Source organism: Mycobacterium sp. TH-M116 (genome assembly GCF_057473685.1).
On the sequence record NZ_JBYCLC010000246.1, the window covers coordinates 1 to 18,128 of the forward strand.

Annotated in this window: 15 protein-coding genes; 11 read left to right on the forward strand and 4 right to left on the reverse strand. The window is 68.1% G+C overall.

Annotated elements, in window-relative coordinates; translation table 11 throughout:
• Positions 1-248 precede the first annotated feature (248 nt).
• The 7 genes from AC2VOK_RS12185 to rraA all read left to right on the forward strand — a co-directional run bounded on the left by AC2VOK_RS12185 (position 249) and on the right by rraA (position 5,038).
• Complete coding sequence (locus tag AC2VOK_RS12185; RefSeq protein ID WP_428900696.1) at positions 249-404, forward strand: hypothetical protein; 156 nt, start codon at positions 249-251, stop codon at positions 402-404.
• Positions 405-574: 170 nt separating this feature from the next.
• Positions 575-1,198: a superoxide dismutase gene (locus AC2VOK_RS12190; protein WP_428900697.1), complete on the forward strand. Its 624-nt coding sequence runs from the start codon at positions 575-577 to the stop codon at positions 1,196-1,198.
• A 181-nt stretch (positions 1,199-1,379) separates the two neighbouring features.
• Complete coding sequence (locus tag AC2VOK_RS12195; RefSeq protein WP_428900698.1) at positions 1,380-1,913, forward strand: peptidase; 534 nt, start codon at positions 1,380-1,382, stop codon at positions 1,911-1,913.
• 681 nt (positions 1,914-2,594) lie between these two features.
• Positions 2,595-3,011: a transcriptional regulator gene (locus tag AC2VOK_RS12200; protein WP_428900699.1), complete on the forward strand. Its 417-nt coding sequence runs from the start codon at positions 2,595-2,597 to the stop codon at positions 3,009-3,011.
• 66 nt (positions 3,012-3,077) lie between these two features.
• On the forward strand, positions 3,078-3,752 hold the full coding sequence (locus tag AC2VOK_RS12205) for a DUF6474 family protein (RefSeq protein WP_428900700.1): 675 nt from the start codon (positions 3,078-3,080) through the stop codon (positions 3,750-3,752).
• A 271-nt stretch (positions 3,753-4,023) separates the two neighbouring features.
• Positions 4,024-4,557: an Rv3852 family protein gene (locus AC2VOK_RS12210; protein WP_428900701.1), complete on the forward strand. Its 534-nt coding sequence runs from the start codon at positions 4,024-4,026 to the stop codon at positions 4,555-4,557.
• Position 4,558: 1 nt separating this feature from the next.
• Complete coding sequence (rraA, locus tag AC2VOK_RS12215) at positions 4,559-5,038, forward strand: ribonuclease E activity regulator RraA (RefSeq protein WP_428900702.1); 480 nt, start codon at positions 4,559-4,561, stop codon at positions 5,036-5,038.
• Here rraA and AC2VOK_RS12220 read toward each other — a convergent pair.
• A complete protein-coding gene (locus AC2VOK_RS12220) occupies positions 4,999-6,504 on the reverse strand; it encodes a flavin-containing monooxygenase (protein WP_428900703.1) in 1,506 nt (501 codons plus the stop codon). The genes rraA and AC2VOK_RS12220 overlap by 40 nt on opposite strands.
• A 76-nt stretch (positions 6,505-6,580) precedes the next feature.
• On the opposite strand from AC2VOK_RS12220, the gene AC2VOK_RS12225 reads away from it, so the two are divergent.
• Together AC2VOK_RS12225 and AC2VOK_RS12230 are read left to right on the forward strand one after the other, a co-directional pair.
• Positions 6,581-7,222: a TetR/AcrR family transcriptional regulator gene (locus tag AC2VOK_RS12225; RefSeq protein ID WP_428900704.1), complete on the forward strand. Its 642-nt coding sequence runs from the start codon at positions 6,581-6,583 to the stop codon at positions 7,220-7,222.
• A 245-nt stretch (positions 7,223-7,467) separates the two neighbouring features.
• The gene (locus tag AC2VOK_RS12230; RefSeq protein WP_428900705.1) at positions 7,468-8,325 is read left to right on the forward strand and encodes an LLM class F420-dependent oxidoreductase; all 858 of its coding nucleotides are present in this window, start codon (positions 7,468-7,470) and stop codon (positions 8,323-8,325) included.
• 352 nt (positions 8,326-8,677) lie between these two features.
• Here the strand turns inward: AC2VOK_RS12230 and AC2VOK_RS12235 are convergent, their stop codons facing one another.
• Positions 8,678-10,153: a glutamate synthase subunit beta gene (locus AC2VOK_RS12235; RefSeq protein ID WP_428900706.1), complete on the reverse strand. Its 1,476-nt coding sequence runs from the start codon at positions 10,151-10,153 to the stop codon at positions 8,678-8,680.
• Positions 10,146-14,729 (reverse strand): glutamate synthase large subunit, encoded by a 4,584-nt coding sequence (gene gltB, locus AC2VOK_RS12240; RefSeq protein WP_428900710.1) that lies wholly within the window; start codon positions 14,727-14,729, stop codon positions 10,146-10,148. The genes AC2VOK_RS12235 and gltB overlap by 8 nt, the downstream gene beginning before the upstream one ends.
• 575 nt (positions 14,730-15,304) lie before the next feature.
• On the opposite strand from gltB, the gene AC2VOK_RS12245 reads away from it, so the two are divergent.
• Positions 15,305-16,384 carry a MinD/ParA family ATP-binding protein gene (locus AC2VOK_RS12245; RefSeq protein ID WP_428900707.1) on the forward strand — a complete coding sequence of 360 codons (1,080 nt, stop codon included), beginning with the start codon at positions 15,305-15,307 and terminating at the stop codon, positions 16,382-16,384.
• A 354-nt stretch (positions 16,385-16,738) separates the two neighbouring features.
• Here the strand turns inward: AC2VOK_RS12245 and AC2VOK_RS12250 are convergent, their stop codons facing one another.
• Complete coding sequence (locus AC2VOK_RS12250; protein ID WP_428900708.1) at positions 16,739-17,032, reverse strand: WhiB family transcriptional regulator; 294 nt, start codon at positions 17,030-17,032, stop codon at positions 16,739-16,741.
• Between the two features lie 351 nt (positions 17,033-17,383).
• On the opposite strand from AC2VOK_RS12250, the gene AC2VOK_RS12255 reads away from it, so the two are divergent.
• Positions 17,384-18,112 (forward strand): transcriptional regulator, encoded by a 729-nt coding sequence (locus AC2VOK_RS12255; RefSeq protein ID WP_428900709.1) that lies wholly within the window; start codon positions 17,384-17,386, stop codon positions 18,110-18,112.
• Positions 18,113-18,128 lie beyond the last annotated feature (16 nt).

The window sequence follows — 18,128 nt, forward strand, 5'->3', positions numbered from 1 at the left end:
TTTGTTGGTTACCTGCCGTCTTGCGGCCATGTCGATCTTGCCCTCCATATCGGGCAAGCCTTCCGCGCTACGCGCTCAAAATAGCTGAGGCACCACCACCGGCCACGCGCTCAAAGTAGGTGAGGCACGCCGGAGCATTTCTCAGAACGCCCGCAAAGGGTTATGATCACCGTCACGCGACGTTCCGTGTGACGGATCTCACTTCGGATCTCACTTCGGGGAGGTGCCGTACAGGTGGAGGGGGACTGATGACTACGCATTCGTTCGGTCCTGGTTCGCAGGGACCGTCGAACTCGTATTCCGGCTCGCCCGCCTGGAACCACGGCAACAGTGTCGCCACGTTGCGTGCCGGGCTGATCGCCTTGCTCTTGTTGGCCGTGTTGGCCGTGATCGTCTTGTCTTGACGGTGAGGCGTGACACGGCGACCGGCGGGTGTGCGTTACTTGCCCCTAGCAGTGATTCTTGCGGCGCGCGCGGTCATGGAGCAGGGTTGACGATGCCGGGCCGGCGCGTGGTGGACACGCGCGAACGAGCGTCAAGGCGATCACTGAACCATCACGATGAAAGGAATGCCGTGGCTGAATACACCCTGCCCGACCTGGACTGGGACTACGCAGCGCTGGAGCCGCACATCTCGGGCCAGATCAACGAGCTTCACCACACCAAGCACCACGCCACGTACGTCAAGGGCGCCAACGCCGCTGTGGAAAAACTCGAGGAGGCGCGCGCCAAGGAAGATTTCGCCGCGATCCTGCTGCAGGAGAAGAACCTGGCGTTCAATCTGGGCGGTCACGTCAATCACACGCTGTGGTGGAAGAACCTGTCGCCGGATGGCGGCGACAAGCCGACCGGCGAACTCGCCGCCGCCATCGACGCGGCATTCAGGTCGTTCGACACGTTCCGCGCTCAGTTCAACGCCGCCGCCACCACGGTGCAGGGTTCGGGCTGGGCGGCCCTCGGCTGGGACACCCTGGGCAACAGGTTGCTGATCTTCCAGGTCTACGACCATCAGTCCAACTTCCCGCTGGGCGTCGTCCCGCTCCTGGTGCTCGACATGTGGGAGCACGCGTTCTACCTGCAGTACAAGAATGTCAAGGGCGATTTCGCCAAGGCGTTCTGGAACATCGTCAACTGGGAGGACGTCCAGTCGCGCTACGCCGCCGCGACGTCGAAGACCACAGGCCTGATTGCCGGCTGACTTCCCATTCCCAGGCTGGGGCGCCGCGCCGGTTGCGCGGCGCCCCGATCCCTTTTCCGGGGAATTTCGACATCCCGACCGCCGTGGCCGTGTCGAGTTGCAACCCGCCGAAACCACAGGCATGCTGAGCTATTCGGGCTACCAGCGTCGTTATTTCGGACGGACGCGCACGGAGGTCGAGATGGAAACCGGATCAAGTGGACACATAGGGATTTCCCCTTTCCATTCTCGCGGCGCCCTCAAAGGGTTTGTGATCTCGGGTCGTTGGCCCGATTCCACGAAGGAGTGGGCTCAGCTGCTCATGGTCGCGGTTCGTGTCGCATCGCTACCCGGATTGCTCTCCACCACAACCGTGTTCGGTGCCCGCGAGGAGTTGCCCGACGAACCCGAGCCGGGCACGGTGGGCCTGGTGCTGGCCGAGGGCACCGTCTTCGGTGAATCGGCCATCCAGCCGGGCTATTTCGCCGACCGTCAGCCCCCCGCACTGCTGATGCTGCATCCCCCCTGCGAAACCACCCCGTCGTTACCGGAATGCGCCGGCGCGGCTTCGGGATGCGTCCTGTTGCCCGGGCTGCCTTATCTGGGGCTCGAGCACCGCGCGGCCTGGGTGGAGGCCGAGGCCGACGGGACTGTCACATCGATGGTCAGCCGGGTCGGCGTCGATCCGATCAGCCACCCCGACACCGCGATCCTGGCGATGCTGCTCGCGGCGTGATCACGCGCGCACGCGTACGGCAACGTCCGCCGGGAGTCACCGGAAACCTGTGCATCGTGGCCGGCGGTGTGCGAGTTCCCAGAGCTAGTTCCCAGAGAAACGGCCCGGGGGCGCTATCGCGGGCATGCCGTCGGCGCACCCGCGGGCAAACACCGATGCCTACACATTGCGCACGACCGCCTCGCCCGTCGGGTCCGTCCGTGACCTGGCCCGCGGCTCCGCAGGCCGGTGTCGCCGGCAGCCACCCGGCCGGCCCACCCCGCCTGGCGACCGCGACCGCGGTAAATCCGGCGATACGCAGGGGTCTTCACAGAGAGCTCCGCGAGTCGGTCGCTCAACACCGCAGCAAAGGCTAACCTTCGCCGGTCACCGCGCGCGAGCGGTTGCGGTGATTTCGTCCGTCACCGTCGTTCGGGCCACTTGACGAAACGCACGCACAGCCTTGGCCAACCTTGCAGCGCTACCCCTTTTCTGCGTATCACCTGTGAAATCAGCAGAATCAGTGGACACGTGGCAGGAGAGATTGGAGGCTCGGTGGATGCAGGTCGAGCGTTCGCCGTGGCAGGCATCAGCGAATAGCGACACGTTTGCAACCGGAAGCCCACCCCAACCAAGACCATCATGATCAGCAAATACGCTTGGGAAACAGTTCGCTTCGAGAGTCCCGTGGAGGTCACACCGATGAGCACGACATTTGCTGCCCGGCTGAACCGTTTGTTCGACACGGTCTATCCACCCGGCCGCGGGCCCCACACCTCGGCGGAGGTGATCGCGGCCCTGAAGTCCGAGGGGATCACAATGTCGGCGCCCTACCTGTCCCAGCTACGCTCGGGAAACCGCACGAATCCGTCGGCGGCGACCATGGCGGCGCTGGCCAACTTCTTCCGCATCAAACCGGCCTACTTCACCGATGACGAGTACTACGAGAATCTCGACAAGGAATTGACGTGGATGTCCGCAGTGCGCCAGGACGGCGTGCGCAAAATCGCGCTGGCCGCCCTTGAGCTTTCCCCCGAGGCCAAGCGGGAGCTGATGGAGTACGCCGACGAGTTGCGCAACGCCGACCGTATGGACACCGCGGAGCGTCTGGGAGCCTAGGTCCGCCCGCCTCGGCACGGCGCACCTGACGGGCTGCCGCAGGTCCATTCCCATTAGTGTTGGCTCATGGGCCTGTTGCTTAAACGAAAGAGTCGCGCGACGCGTCGCGCCGAAGCCCGGGCCATCACGGCCCGCGCCAAGATGGAGGCCAGGCTCGCCGCCAAGAACGAAGCCCGGCGCATCAAGGACGACCGGAAGGCCTCCGGGAAGGCAGCAGCGAAGGCTCTCCGGGCGCAGGTCAAAGCCCAGCGCGAAAGCGACCGGACGGCCCTGAAGGTCGCCGAGGCCGAACTCAAGGCGGCGCGCGAAGGCAAGGTGTTGTCTCCGACGAGAATTCGGCGCGCGCTGACGGTGTCTCGGCTGATCGCGCCGATCCTCACCCCGCTGGTCTACCGGGCGGCCATGGCCGCCCGGTCGGTGATAGACCAGCGACGCGCGGACCAACTTGGCATCCCGCTGGCCCAGATCGGCCAGTTCTCCGGGCATGGCGCCCAGCTGTCGGCCCGGATCACCGGCTCCGAGAAGTCCCTGCGACTGGTGCAGGACAACAGGCCGAAGGACGCCGAGACCAAGCAGTTCGTCGCGGCGATGACCGAGCGGCTGACCGATCTGTCGGCGGCGGTCATCGCCGCTGAGAACATGCCAGCCGCGCGGCGGCGGGCGGCCCACACCGCTATTTCCTCTCAACTGGACGGTATCGAGGCCGACGTGATGGCCCGCCTCGGATTGACCGCGGTCTGACACCTCCGTACTGCACGGGTGCCTGGCCCCACGGCGCCTGCTGGCGGGGTCGGGGGACCGGTTTGCGCAGGTTTCTGTTGACGGGGTTTGGCGCCCGGACGCCGGGGCCGTTCGTGCTGGTGGCGGTCGCGCTCCTGGCCGGGGTGCGATCTGGCTGGTCCGGCTCGGGCCCCAGCGTCGCCGGTACCGCCGGGACGCCGCCGCTCCTCCTGGCATGATGGGGCCAACGTAATTTTGGTGCGCGACGAGCAAGGCGCAAAGGAGCGGCCACATGGCAGACCCGCAAGAGCAACCGGAACACGACCCCGACGGCGCGTCGACGCCGCCAGCGAAGAAGCCGCCCCCCAAGGCGGCCAAGAAGTCCGCGAAAGCTCCCGCCAAGAAGACAACCGCCGCCAACGCTCCCGCCAAGAAGGCGCCCGCCGCCAACGCACCGGCCAAGAAGGCCCCGGCCAAGAACGCGCCGGCCAAGAAGCTACCGGCCAACGCACCGGCCAAGAAGGCCCCGGCCAAGAAGGCGCCGGCCAAGAAGCTACCGGCCAACAGCCCGGAGTCCCCACAGAAGCCGCACGAGTCGGCCAGGAAGTCCGTCGCGATGGCGCAGCGCGCCGAAACCAACGGCGACCTTGCTGCGGCCGCCAAAGATGCTGCCGCACAAGCGAAGTCCACCGTCGAATCCGCACCCGACCCAGTGTTGCGCGATGCGGCGGCGCTGGACCCGGGCCGGTCGCGGGTCCCAGTGATGGTCGCCGTCGCACTCAGCCTGCTGGCCATCTTGTTGATCCGCCAGCTGCGGCGCCGCTGAAGTGACCGTGGAATTTCGGCCCACCGCCGATCTCGTCGACAGAATCGGGCCCCACGTACGCAGCTGCGACCTTCAGTTCCGTCAATTCGGCGGGCGTCCACACTTCGCCGGGCCGATCAGCACCGTGCGCTGTTTCCAGGACAACGCGTTGCTCAAATCGGTGCTCTCACAGCCGAGCGCGGGCGGGGTGCTGATCGTCGACGGCGCCGGTTCCCTGCACACCGCACTGGTCGGAGACCTCATAGCCGAGTTGGCCCGCTCCAATGGCTGGGCCGGCCTGGTGATCAACGGCGCCGTCCGTGACGCCGCCGCGCTGCGCGGCATCGACATCGGCATCAAGGCGCTGGGCACCAACCCCCGCAAGAGCGCCAAGACCGGGTCGGGCGAGCGCGACGTCGAGGTCAGCTTGGGTGGAGTGACGTTCACTCCCGGCGAGCTCGCCTACAGCGACGACGACGGGATTGTCGTCGTCGAAGCTTGAACCGGCACTGGCGCAGGCTTTTTGGTGAACCTCAGGCCCTCGTCGTCGATCTTGCCGCGCCGGATCAGCCGGATGTCGAGCAGGTAGTTCTGGTTCAGCCGCCACGGCGTGCGCGAGCCCTGCTTGGGCAGCTCGTCGAGCGAGCGCAACACATACCCGGGGGTGAACTCCATGAACGGGCGTTCACCGACGTCAGGACCCGGGTGCTCGACCACCACGGTGTCGAAACCGTTGTCGTCCATATAGTTCAGCAACCTGCAGGCGAACTCCGACACCAGGTCGGCCTTCAGCGTCCACGACGCGTTGGTGTAGCCGACGGTGTAGACCATGTTCGGTAACCCGGACAGCATCATGCCCTTGTAGGCCATCGTCGTGGTCAGGTCCACCGGTTCCCCGTCGACCGTGACGGTCGCGCCGCCGAACAGCTGCAGGTTCAGACCGGTTGCGGTGACGATGATGTCGGCCGGCAACTCCTGGCCGGAGTGCAGCCGGATACCGGTGGCCGTGAACCGGTCTATGGTGTCGGTGACCACCTCGGCCCGGCCCTTGCGGATCGCGCGGAACAGGTCGCCGCTGGGCACCAGGCACAGCCGCTGGTCCCACGGGTCGTACTGCGGGCCGAAGTGCTTCTGCACGTCGTACCCCGCGGGCAGTTGGCGTTCGACGAAGCCCAGCAGGATCTTGCGCATGCGCTGCGGCCACCTGCGGCAGGCGCCGTACAGCGCCGCCTGCCGCGCGACGTTCTTCCAGCGGATCGCGCTGTAGGCCAGGTTGCCCGGCAGCCAGTGGTTGAGCCGTTCGGCCATCGCGTCCCGCTTGGGCTGCGAGACGATGTAAGTCGGTGAGCGCTGCAGCATGGTCACGTGCCCGGCGCCCGAATCGGCCAGCGCGGGGATCAACGTGACCGCGGTTGCGCCGCTGCCGATCACGACGACGTTCTTGCCCGCGTAGTCGAGGTCCTCCGGCCAGTGCTGCGGGTGGACGATCGGCCCGGTGAAGTCTTGCGCGCCGCGGAACTCCGGAGCATAGCCCCGCTCGTAGTTGTAGTAGCCGCTGCACAGGAACAGGAATGTGCAGGTGATGGTGCTCGGTGTCCCGTTGTTGTCGACCTGCAGGGTCCAGCGGTTCTCTGCGTGCGACCAGTCGGCGCCGAGCACCCTGTGCCTGAGCCGGATGTGTTTGTCGATGCCGTACATGGCCGCGGTGGCCTTGACGTAGTCGAGGATCGGCTTGCCGTCGGCGATGGCCTGACGCTCGGTCCACGGACGGAACCTGAACCCCAGCGTGTGCATGTCGGAGTCGGAACGGATTCCCGGGTAGCGAAACAAGTCCCAGGTGCCGCCCATGGCTTCCCGCTTCTCCAGGATCGCGTAGCTCTTGGAAGGGCAGCGGTCCTGCAGGTGCCAGGCCGCGCTCACGCCGGAGATGCCGGCGCCCACGATGACGACGTCAAGATGCTCGATCATCGGCCCACGCTATCAACAGCCTGTTGATGTCGTCAACGTGATGTCGGGTCTCTCGACGCCGTGTAGAGTCGCGGTCGTGACCACCGCCGGGCAGACACGCGCACTGCGCGGCCGCCGCACCGTGCGCCCCTCGGGCGACGACCGCGAGCAAGCGATCCTGGCGACCGCCGAACGGCTGCTCGCGGAGCGCTCCTTCGCCGACATCTCCGTGGACGACCTGGCCAGGGGCGCCGGCTTGTCCCGGCCGACGTTCTACTTTTATTTCAAGTCCAAGGAGTCGGTGCTGCTCTCGCTGCTCGAGCCGGTGATCGCGCGCGCGGACGCCGAGTTCGACGGCGCGGTGCAGCGGCTGCCCGCGGACCCCCGGCGCGTGTGGCGCAACGGCATTCAAGCGTTCTTCAGCGCGTTCGGCTCACGCCGCGCCCTGGCCCAGGCCGGCACGGAGGCGTTGGCCACCAGTTCGGAGTTCCAAGCGGTGTGGTCGGGCTACATGCAGAAGTGGATCGACCAGACGGCGGCCATGATCACCGCCGAGCGGGCGCGCGGCGCCGCGCCGGAGACGATCCCGGCCGCCGACCTGGCGACGTCGCTGAACCAGATGAACGAGCGCATCATGATGGGCGCGCTGTCGGGTGGGGCGCCCGCACTCGACGAGAAACGGGTCGTCGACACCCTGACCCATGTCTGGGTCAGCAGTATCTACGGCGAGACCGGCTAAGTGATCTTGCCCGCTCATTCGTCGGGCCCGCTCGCTGAGGTGCCGAGACTGCGGTGGCCGGTGGCGTCAGGCGAAAAAATCAGCGCTGAATGCAGTTTCGACGTCGCCGGCGCCTACGCGTCGGCCAGCACGGGGCGGCAGGCACGACGATCACCGACTCGACGCGCCCACCCCCAGGGCTGAAACCCAGGGCTAAACCCAGGGTCCGCCGCGCTACCCACACTCGGTCGATTACCGTCGAGTGGATGCGATTCGCGTTCAAGACTTCCCCGCAAAACACCACCTGGGCAGACATGCTCGCCGTCTGGCAGGCGGCCGACGACATCGACATCTACGAATCGGGGTGGACCTTCGACCACTTCTACCCGATCTTCTCCGACAGCACCGGCCCCTGCCTGGAGGGCTGGACGACGCTGACGGCACTGGCCCAGGCCACCAGCCGGCTGCGACTGGGCACGCTGGTCACCGGCGTCCACTACCGCCACCCCGCCGTGCTGGCCAACATGGCCGCCGCGCTCGACATCATCTCCGGCGGGCGGCTCGAGCTGGGAATCGGCGCCGGCTGGAACGAGGAGGAGTCGGGTGCCTACGGCATCGAGCTGGGCGGCATCCGGGAACGCTTCGACCGGTTCGAGGAGGCATGCCAGGTGCTGATCAGCCTGCTCAGCCAGGAGACCACCGACTTCGACGGCACGTACTACCACCTCGAGGGCGCGCGCAACGAACCCAAGGGGCCGCAGCGCCCGCACCCGCCGATCTGCATCGGCGGCAGCGGTGAGAAGCGCACCCTGCCGATCACCGCGCGCTACGCCCAGCACTGGAACTTCGCGGGTGGCTCACCCGAGGACTTCGCCCGCAAGCGCGACGTGCTTGCCGCACGCTGCGCTGACATCGGGCGCGACCCGAAAGAGATCACACTGTCCGCGCACCTCGGGCTGGACCGGGAGCGCAATTACGCCAAGGTGCTCGACGACGCGGCCGCGCTTGCCGCCGAAGGACTGAACCTGGGCATCGTCTACATCGCGCCGCCGCACGACCCCGCGGTGCTGGAACCGATGGCCGAGGCCATCCGGGATTCAGGCCTGTGGGATGGGGCCGGGTAACGGTGCGACGCCGGCGAGCAAACTCACCACGCGCCGACCAGTACGTGGTGGGATCCGGTTACGCGCCGAACTGCAACATCTCTTCGGCGGTGACCAGGCGTTCGTTCTTGGCCGGAAATTCGCGACTCTTTACCGGGTGACGAAACAATGACCAGGCGATTCGGCCCACCCGCGACTGGGGTACCGGGTTGACATGCACAGTGCTAACTCCTGCAATCAGTCCGTACAGCGGAACTCCACCTGGTCCGTGATGCGATGGAGCCCCCTGGTAAATAATTACACACCCGCCGTCCGGCAAACGGGGCCAGACTCGCCGATTTTGTTACGTGAGCTTCTGCCGTTGCTGATGTGATCACTGGAGCGGCACCGCGGTCGGCTTGACGGGCGCCGGTAGCGCGGTCGATCCCATCAGGTAGTGGTCCACACCCGCGGCCGCGGCCCTGCCCTCGGCAATCGCCCAGACGATCAGCGACTGGCCCCGGCCCATGTCTCCGGCGACGAAGACGCCGGGAACCGACGTCTCGAACTCGGCGCCGCGCGCGACGTTGCCGCGCTCGGTGAGCTTGACCCCGAGGTCGGTGAGCAGGCCCGGCTTCTCGGGCCCGACGAATCCCATCGCCAGCAGCACCAGGTCCGCCTCGAGCTCGAAGTCGGAGCCCTCGACCTTGACGAACTTGCCGTCCTGCATGGTGACCTCGTGCGCCTTGAGCCCGGTCACGCGGCCGTCCTTGCCGACGAACTCCTCGGTGTTCACCGAGAACACCCGCTCGCCACCCTCTTCGTGTGCCGAGGAGACTCGATACATCAGCGGGTAGGTCGGCCAGGGGGTGGATTGCGCGCGGGTGTCCGGCGGGCGCGGCATGATCTCGAACTGGTGCACCGCGATCGCGCCCTGCCGGTGCACGGTCCCCAGGCAGTCCGCTCCGGTGTCACCGCCACCGATGATGATGACCTTTTTGCCCTTGGCGGTGATCGGCGGCTGCCCGTCCGGCCCGACCTCGCTGTCGGCGAGGTCGCCGAGCGCCTGGCGATTACCCCAGGGCAGGAACTCCATCGCCTGGTGGATACCGTCCAGGTCGCGCCCGGGGACCGGTAGTTCGCGCCAGTCGGTGGCCCCGCCGGCCAGGACCACGGCGTCGAAGTCGGCGCGCAGCGCCTCGACGGTGAGGTCGACCCCGACGTTGACGCCGGGGCGGAATTCGGTGCCCTCGGCGCGCATCTGGTCCAGGCGACGGTCCAGGACGCGCTTTTCCATCTTGAACTCCGGGATGCCGTAGCGCAGCAGGCCGCCGATGCGGTCCGCACGCTCGAACACGGTGACACCGTGACCGGCCCGGGTGAGTTGCTGAGCCGCGGCCAGGCCCGCCGGGCCCGAGCCCACCACCGCGACGGTCTTGCCGGTGCGGGTGTCGGGGGGCAGCGGAACCACGAAGCCTTCCTCGAAGGCCCTGTCGATGATCTCGAGCTCGATCTGCTTGATCGTCACCGGATCCTGGTTGATGCCGAGCACGCAGGCCGGCTCACACGGCGCCGGGCACAGCCGGCCGGTGAAGTCGGGGAAGTTGTTGGTGGCGTGCAACCGCTCGATGGCGTCGCGCCATCGGCCGTTGCGGACCAGGTCATTCCATTCCGGGATCAGGTTGCCCAGCGGGCACCCGTTGTGGCAGAAGGGAATGCCGCAGTCCATGCAGCGGGTCGCCTGCTCGCGCAAGGTCTCGGAGTCGAAGTCCTCGTAGACCTCGTTCCAGTCGCGCAACCGCAGCGGGACAGGCCGGCGCTGCGGCAGTTCCCGGTGCGTGAACTTCAGGAAGCCGGTCGGGTCAGCCATGCGCGGCCGCCATGATCGCCTTGTCGACGTCCACGCCGTCGCGCTCGGCCTCGGCGATGGCCTGCAGCACCCGCTTGTAATCCCGCGGCATCACCTTCGCGAAGTGCCGCCGCTGCCCGGGCCAGTCGGCCAGGATTCGCTGGCCGACTGCGGAATCGGTGTTGTCGACGTGTGCCTGGATCATGCCGTGCAGCCATTCCTCGTCGTCGGGTTCGAGGCTCTCGAGTTCGACCATCTCGGTGTTGAGGTGTTGCGGCAGTTCGGTGTCCGGATCGTAGACGTAGGCCACCCCGCCGGACATGCCGGCGGCGAAGTTGCGGCCGGTGCGTCCGAGGATGACGACCTTGCCCCCGGTCATGTATTCGCACCCGTGATCGCCGACGCCTTCCACCACGGTGTGCGCCCCGGAGTTGCGGACCGCGAACCGCTCGCCGACCACGCCACGCAAGTAAACCTCCCCGCTGGTCGCACCGAACAAGATGACGTTGCCCCCGATGATGTTGTCCTCGGCGACGTAGTCCTGCGGGGCATTGTCCGATGGGCGCACCACGATCCGGCCCCCCGACAGGCCCTTGCCGACGTAGTCGTTGGCGTCGCCGTAGACACGCAATGTGATCCCCCGGGGGACGAACGCACCGAAACTGTTCCCCGCCGAGCCGTCGAACGTGATGTCGATGGTCCCGTCCGGCAAGCCCTGCCCCCCATATGCTTTCGTCAACTCGTGGCCGAGCATGGTTCCCACCGTGCGATTGACGTTGCTGATCGCGGTGGAGAACCGTACCGGCTTGCCGGAATCCAGTGCCTCGCGGCTCATCACGATCAATTGCTGATCGAGCGCCTTGTCCAGGCCGTGGTCCTGACTGGAGCTGCAGTACAGGTCCTGGTTCATGAAGGCCGACTCCGGCTCGTGCAGCACCGGCGCCAGATCCAACCGGTGTGCCTTCCAGTGCGCGCGCGCCAGTGTCGTGTCCAGCGAACCGACCTGCCCGACCACCTCGTTGAAGCTACGGAAACCCAACTGCGCCATGTATTCCCGGACTTCCTCGGCGATGAACATGAAGAAGTTCTCGACGAATTCGGGCTTTCCGTTGAAGCGCTCGCGCAGCAGCGGGTTCTGGGTCGCCACCCCGACCGGGCAGGTGTCCAGGTGACATACCCGCATCATGATGCAGCCCGACACCACCAGCGGCGCGGTGGCGAATCCGAATTCCTCCGCGCCCAGCAGCGCCGCGATCATCACGTCACGGCCCGTCTTCAGCTGGCCGTCGACCTGGACGACGATCCGGTCGCGTAACCCGTTGAGCAGCAACGTCTGCTGCGTCTCGGCCAAGCCGAGCTCCCATGGCGCCCCGGCATGCTTCATCGAGGTCAGCGGGGTCGCGCCGGTCCCGCCGTCGTGCCCCGAGATCAGCACCACGTCGGCATGTGCCTTGGACACGCCCGCGGCCACCGTGCCCACGCCGTTCTCGGACACGAGTTTGACGTGCACCCGCGCCGAGGGGTTGGCGTTCTTCAGGTCGTGGATCAGCTGCGCCAGGTCCTCGATGGAGTAGATGTCGTGGTGCGGCGGCGGCGAGATCAGGCCGACGCCGGGGGTCGAATGCCGCACCTCGGCGACCCACGGGTAGACCTTGTGCCCCGGAAGCTGACCTCCCTCACCGGGTTTGGCGCCTTGGGCCATCTTGATCTGGATATCGGTGCAGTTGGTGAGGTAGTGCGACGTGACACCGAAGCGCCCGGAGGCGACCTGCTTGATCGCGCTGCGGCGCCAATCCCCGTTCGGGTCGCGGTCGAACCGGCCGGCGTCCTCGCCGCCCTCACCGCTGTTGGAGCGCCCGCCCAGCCGGTTCATCGCGATGGCGAGCGTCTCATGCGCCTCCGCGGAGATCGATCCGTAGCTCATCGCCCCCGTCGAGAAGCGCTTGACGATCTCGCTGGCCGGCTCGACCTCCTCCAGCGGCACCGGGGCGCGCAGGTCGGAGCGGAACTTCAGCAGCCCGCGCAGGGTGGCCGTCTGCTCGCTCCGGTCGTCGACCAGGCGGGTGTACTCCTTGAAGATCTTGTACTGTCCGGTGCGGGTCGAGTGCTGCAACTTGAAGACGGTCTCGGGGTTGAACAGGTGGTATTCGCCCTCGCGGCGCCACTGGTACTCCCCGCCCACCTCGAGTTCGCGGTGGGCGCGCTCGTCGGGCCGGTCCAGGTATGCCAGGCGGTGCCGGGCCGCGACGTCGGCGGCGATGTCCTCCAGGGTGATCCCGCCCGTCGCGCAGGCCAGACCGGTGAAGTACTCGTCGAGCACGTCCTCGGAGATTCCCACCGCCTGGAACAACTGCGCGCCGGTGTAGGAGGCCAGCGTCGAGATGCCCATCTTGGACATCACTTTGAGCACGCCCTTGCCGGCGGCCTTGACGTAGTTGTTGAGTGCGGTGTCGCGGTCGAAACCGTCGAAAACACCCCTGTCGAGCATGTCCTCGATCGACTCGAATGCGAGATAGGGGTTGATCGCCGCCGCGCCGCAGCCGACCAGGAGCGCCATGTGGTGCACTTCGCGGGCGTCGCCGGTCTCCACGACCAGGCCGGCCTGGGTGCGGGTCCGGTCGCGCACCAGGTGGTGGTGCACGCCCGCCACCGCGAGCAGCGAGGGGATCGGCGCCATCGTCTCGTCGGATTCGCGGTCGGACAGGATGATGACCCGCGCGCCGTCGGCGATGGCGGCCGATGCCTGCGCCCGCACCTCGTTTAGCGCGGCGGCCAGACCCGCGCCACCCTCGGCGACCGGGTACACGCAGCGGATCACCGCCGAACGCATGCCGTGCGGATAGCCGTTGACCTCGGCGTCCGGGTCGAGGTTGACCAGCTTGGCCAGCTCGTGGTTGCGCAGGATCGGCTGCTGCAGCGTGATCTGGTGACAGGACGCCGCTTGGGGCGTGAGCAGGTCGCGCTCCCCGCCGGTGGTGACCTGCAGGCTGGTCACCACCTCCTCGCGGATGGCGTCCAGGGGCGGATTGGTCACCTGCGCGAACAGCTGCTGGAAGTAGTCGTAGAGCATCCGTGGCCGCTGGGACAGCACCGCGACCGGGGTGTCGGTGCCCATCGAACCGATCGGTTCGGCGCCGCCGCGAACCATCGGCGCGACCAGCAGGTTGAGTTCTTCGTAGGTGTAGCCGAACACCAGCTGCCGCTTGACGAGTCGCTCGTGGGGCATTCGCACGTAATCGCCCTGCGGCAGGTCCTCGAGCGGGACGAGCCCCGCGTCGAGCCACTCCTGATAGGGGTGTTCTGCGGCCAGCTCCGCTTTGATCTCCTCGTCGGCGACGATACGGCCCTGCGCGGTGTCCACCAGGAACATCCGGCCCGGCTGCAGCCGCATCCGGCGCACCACCTTGGCAGGGTCCACGTCGAGCACGCCGGCCTCCGAGGCCATCACCACCAGTCCGTCCTCGGTGACCCAGATGCGGGACGGGCGCAGACCGTTGCGGTCGAGCACCGCACCGACGATGGTGCCGTCGGTGAACGTCATCGACGCCGGGCCGTCCCACGGCTCCATCAAGGACGCGTGGTAGGCGTAGAACGCCCGCCGCGCGGGATCCATCGACTCGTGCCGTTCCCACGCCTCGGGAATCATCATCAGCACCGAGTGGGCCAGGCTGCGCCCCCCCAGATGCAACAGCTCGAGCACCTCGTCGAAGCGGGCGGTGTCGGACGCGCCCGGGGTGCAGATCGGGAACAGCTTCTCGACGTCGGCCTCCGACCCGAAGACGTCGGTCTTGATCAACGCCTCGCGGGCCCGCATCCAGTTCTCGTTGCCGGTGACGGTGTTGATCTCACCGTTGTGGGCGATGCGGCGGAACGGGTGCGCCAGCGGCCACGACGGGAACGTGTTGGTGGAGAACCGGGAGTGCACGATACCCAGCGCACTGGTCAGCCGATCGTCCTGCAGGTCGAGATAGAACGCCTTGAGCTGCGGCGTGGTCAGCATGCCCTTGTAAACGAACGTCTGACCCGAAAGGCTTGGGAAGTAAACCGTTTCGCGGCCGGGCCCGTCCTGGCCGGGGCCCTTGGTGCCGAGTTCGTGCTCGGCACGCTTGCGCACCACGTAAGCGCGGCGTTCCAACGCCATGCCCGAGGCACCCGTCATGAACACCTGCCGGAAGGTGGGCATCGCGTCGCGCGACAGCGCACCCAGGGAGGAATCGTCGGTGGGCACGTTCCGCCAGCCGAGCACCCGCAGTCCCTCGGCTTCGGCGATCTTCTCCACGGCGGCGCAGGCAGCCGCGGCGTCTTTGGCGGACTGCGGTAAGAACGCGATACCGGTGGCGTAGCTGCCCGGGGCCGGCAACTCGAATTCCACGACCTCACGCAGGAACGCGTCCGGAACCTGAATCAGGATTCCCGCGCCGTCACCGCTGCGCGGCTCGGCGCCCTGGGCTCCGCGGTGTTCGAGGTTGAGCAGCGCGGTGATGGCGTTGTCCACGATGCCGCGGCTGCGCCGGCCGTGCATGTCGACGACCATGGCTACCCCGCACGAATCGTGCTCGAACGCGGGGTTATACAACCCGACGCGCTTGGGCGTCATATGCACCTGACCCTTCACCTGAACGTTGCGCGCGGCCGCCGTCCATTCGGTCCGCTCCGATGCGGCCGCACCCGGAGGTTGCGGGCTCACGCCCCTCGGTCTTGTCGATAGGCTGTCTCCCAGGTGGAGATGATCCTGTTGAGGATGCGTCCGTGCAGCGCTGAACGGTGGCCTGGAACCGGTCTCGACAAGTCGTAAAACGATATGACAAAACCCGCCTGACATGCCAACTTCGCTCGAGTCTAACCCGGCGCCCGGCAGCGGCGTTAATTCGGCGAAGCGAGCGATCGGCGGTGTCGCCGGGCGGTCCGTCACGGGGAAACCGGCAGGTATCGGTTCGCCGGCGCGCCGGCCGGCACCCGCACCCGTTGCTCATCTGAGTTTGCTGGAGCTGACCTAGAGGCGACCGACGCCGACGCGGGCGCCGGTCCGCGACGTGATCAGCCCGTAACCGGCCCCGGTGGCGGGGCCGGACGGACGGCGCGATCGAGTTTGCGCGCAGCCGGCGGAGGTCCGGCGGCGACAGGTGACCGATACTGGTTCGATCCTGGCCCGCACCGGCAACCGAGGAGCCCATGAACCAGCGCGACGAATTCCTGCGGGACCGTCTGGCTCCCGAGGCGCCCGGCGGCCCCTCCGGACGACCGCGCGGCGCCCGCCCGTCGTCGCGGCAAGCGTTCCCGCCGGAACTCGCCCCGCCCCCGTCGCAGCCCCGGCCGCCGGAGGCTCCTGCCGAGCCCGTCAGCGATCCCGGGGCCCCCTCTCCCACGGAACCGCCCGGTCGTGGCTGGCGGCGCATGGTCCGGCTGGTGACGTTCGACCGGGTCAGGCCGGGGCCGTCGGCCGCGCAGCGCCAGGAGGCCCGGTTCGAGGCGGCGATCCGGGCGCCCCTGCGCGGCATCCACAAGGTGGGCGTCCTCGGCAAGGGCGGCGTGGGCAAGACGTCGGTGGCGGCCAGCGTCGGATCGCTGCTGGCCGAATACCGCCAGGACCACGTCGTGGCCATCGACGCCGACACCGCCTTCGGGCGGCTGAGCAGCCGGATCGACCCGCGCTCCGGCGGCTCGTTCTGGGAACTCACCGCCGACACGAACCTGCGGTCCTTCGACGACGTGGTCGCACGGCTCGGCCGCAACCCGGTGGGGCTGCACGTCCTGCGCGGCGAACCGGCGTCCGGCCCCCGCCGGGTGGTCGACCCCGCCATCTATCGGGAAGCCGCGTTGCGGCTCGACCGCCATTTCGCGATCTCGGTCATCGACTGCGGGTCCACGATGGACGCGCCGCTCACCCAGGAGGTGCTGCGTGATCTCGATGCCCTGATCGTGGTGTCCTCGCCGTGGGCCGACGGCGCCTCCGCCGCGGCCCGGACCCTGCAGTGGCTGTCCGACCAGGGCCTGGGCCGGCTGTTGCGCAACAGTGTGGTGGCCGTCAACGACTCCGACGGCCACGCCGACAAACGCACCCGGGCGTCGCTGGCCCGCGAGTTCGCCGAGCACGGCCGGCCGGTCGTCGAGGTCCCCTTCGACCCGCATCTGCGGCCCGGCGGCCTCATCGACGTGCGCGGTGAGATGGCCCCGGCAACGCGGCGCAGGTTCTTGGAGATCACCGCGGCGATCGCGGCTTATTTCGCCGCACGATCCGGCGACGACGTCTGAGCGTCGGCGACGGGCCGGCGCAGCCCCGAAGGCCCGGACTGCCATGCCCGGCCGCTGACCCCTCGAGCAGCGGCCCGGCGCGTCAGGCCGACTTCGCGGTGACTGGGCCCGGGCACCCGTCACGCTCGGCACGCGAACGCAATCGGCGCTACGCGATGTCCGACGATGCCCGTCTCCGGGGCGCGGGCGCCCTGCGCGATGATGCACGGCGCCGTCGCCTCCGGTGATGACGAACGCTACAAGGGCAGCCGTGGCGGGTGCAACGGTTTGTGCCATAGCTAACAGGGCGCAGCTACTGGCGACGCTTCGGTTGACTGCGGAGGGCAACGGCCGCCGAAATCCACAACCGCCGGGTCACGCCGGTCGGGCCGGGGCCTTCGGGCTGCGAACGGGATATCCGTGGCGCTCGGCCAGCGACCGGAGTTGGCGCAGCGCGAACGCCCTGGGCCGTCCGGCTTCCGGGATCACGACCCCGGCCCACAGCCCTTCCGCGGCGGGCAGTTCACAGGCATCGCGCGCACACGGCCAGCGACGCGGACACGCCCGGCACAGCGCTTTCGCCTCGTCGTCCGGGGCGGTAGTCCAGCGCTCGGGATCGCGCGCACACGCACCCTGCCAGAATCCACCATCGGCTGCTGCGGCGGTCATCGCGCCCCCGTCTCGGCACACAGCAGGGAGGTGTCCGGATTCCGGACCGACGGAGAAGAGCAAGCCGATCGTTCCACTACCGCCGTCAGAGCTCCCCCACGCGAATCCTCTACACGCACCTTGCGATACAGCGGAGTGTCGCATTCCGACACTGCGCTCGCGTGACGGCGAGGTGAACAAGTCCCGACCCACCCGGTCCCGACCCGCACCGGCGCCGCCCGCCTCGCGGTAACGTAGCGCCGGTACGGTTGAACTGCGACACCCTGCGCCGGGTGGCACGACGGGCGCAACGGTTGAAATAGCAATCTTTCCGGCGGATGTTCGTCGACGGTCAACGAGGGGGCGCCGGGCATGACGCTAGAAATGGAGCCGCCGGATCCGGGCGTGGTACGCGCCGGGTCGGCAGCCGCCGCGCGCCGCCGTGAACTCGCCATCAGCCAGCGCAGGCTCGCGGCCGACGGGATCATCAACGCCGGCGCGCTCATCGCATTCGAGAAGGGCCGCAGTTGGCCCCGCACCCGGACCCGGGCCAAGCTCGAAGAGGTGCTGCACTGGCCCAGCGGGACGATCGCACGGATTCGTCGCGGCCAGGCGCCTCCCGGCGAGGCGCCTGCGCCGCCACCGCCATCCGACGGCGCGGCAGCCGACGGCTCGGTGTCGTTGATCGCGCAGGCTGTCGTGGCTGCGGTGGACGGCTGCAGCCTGGCGGCTGCCGCGCTGCCGCCGGCCGACGACCCCGCGTTCTCGCGGCGCGCCGCGCCGATCCTCGCCGATCTGCGCCGGCTCGAGACCATCGCCGTCCGGGCCGCCCGCATCACCCGGATGACCCCCGAGCTCATCAACGCGCTGAGCACCGTGCGCCGCCACTACGACGGGCTGATGACGCTGTGGGCGGGGGCACCGAATGCGCCGCTGGCGCAGAGGCTTTACGCTGCCCGGCGGCGCGCGAACCTGTCCGCCCCCGAGACCGCACAAGCGGCGGGCGTGGCAGAGGAGATGATCCTGCGCGCCGAAGCGCAGGAACCGTTACCCGCCGACGCCGCCGACGCGATCGAAACATTGATCCGCCAGATCAGCTGAGCGGACCCGGTCAGCG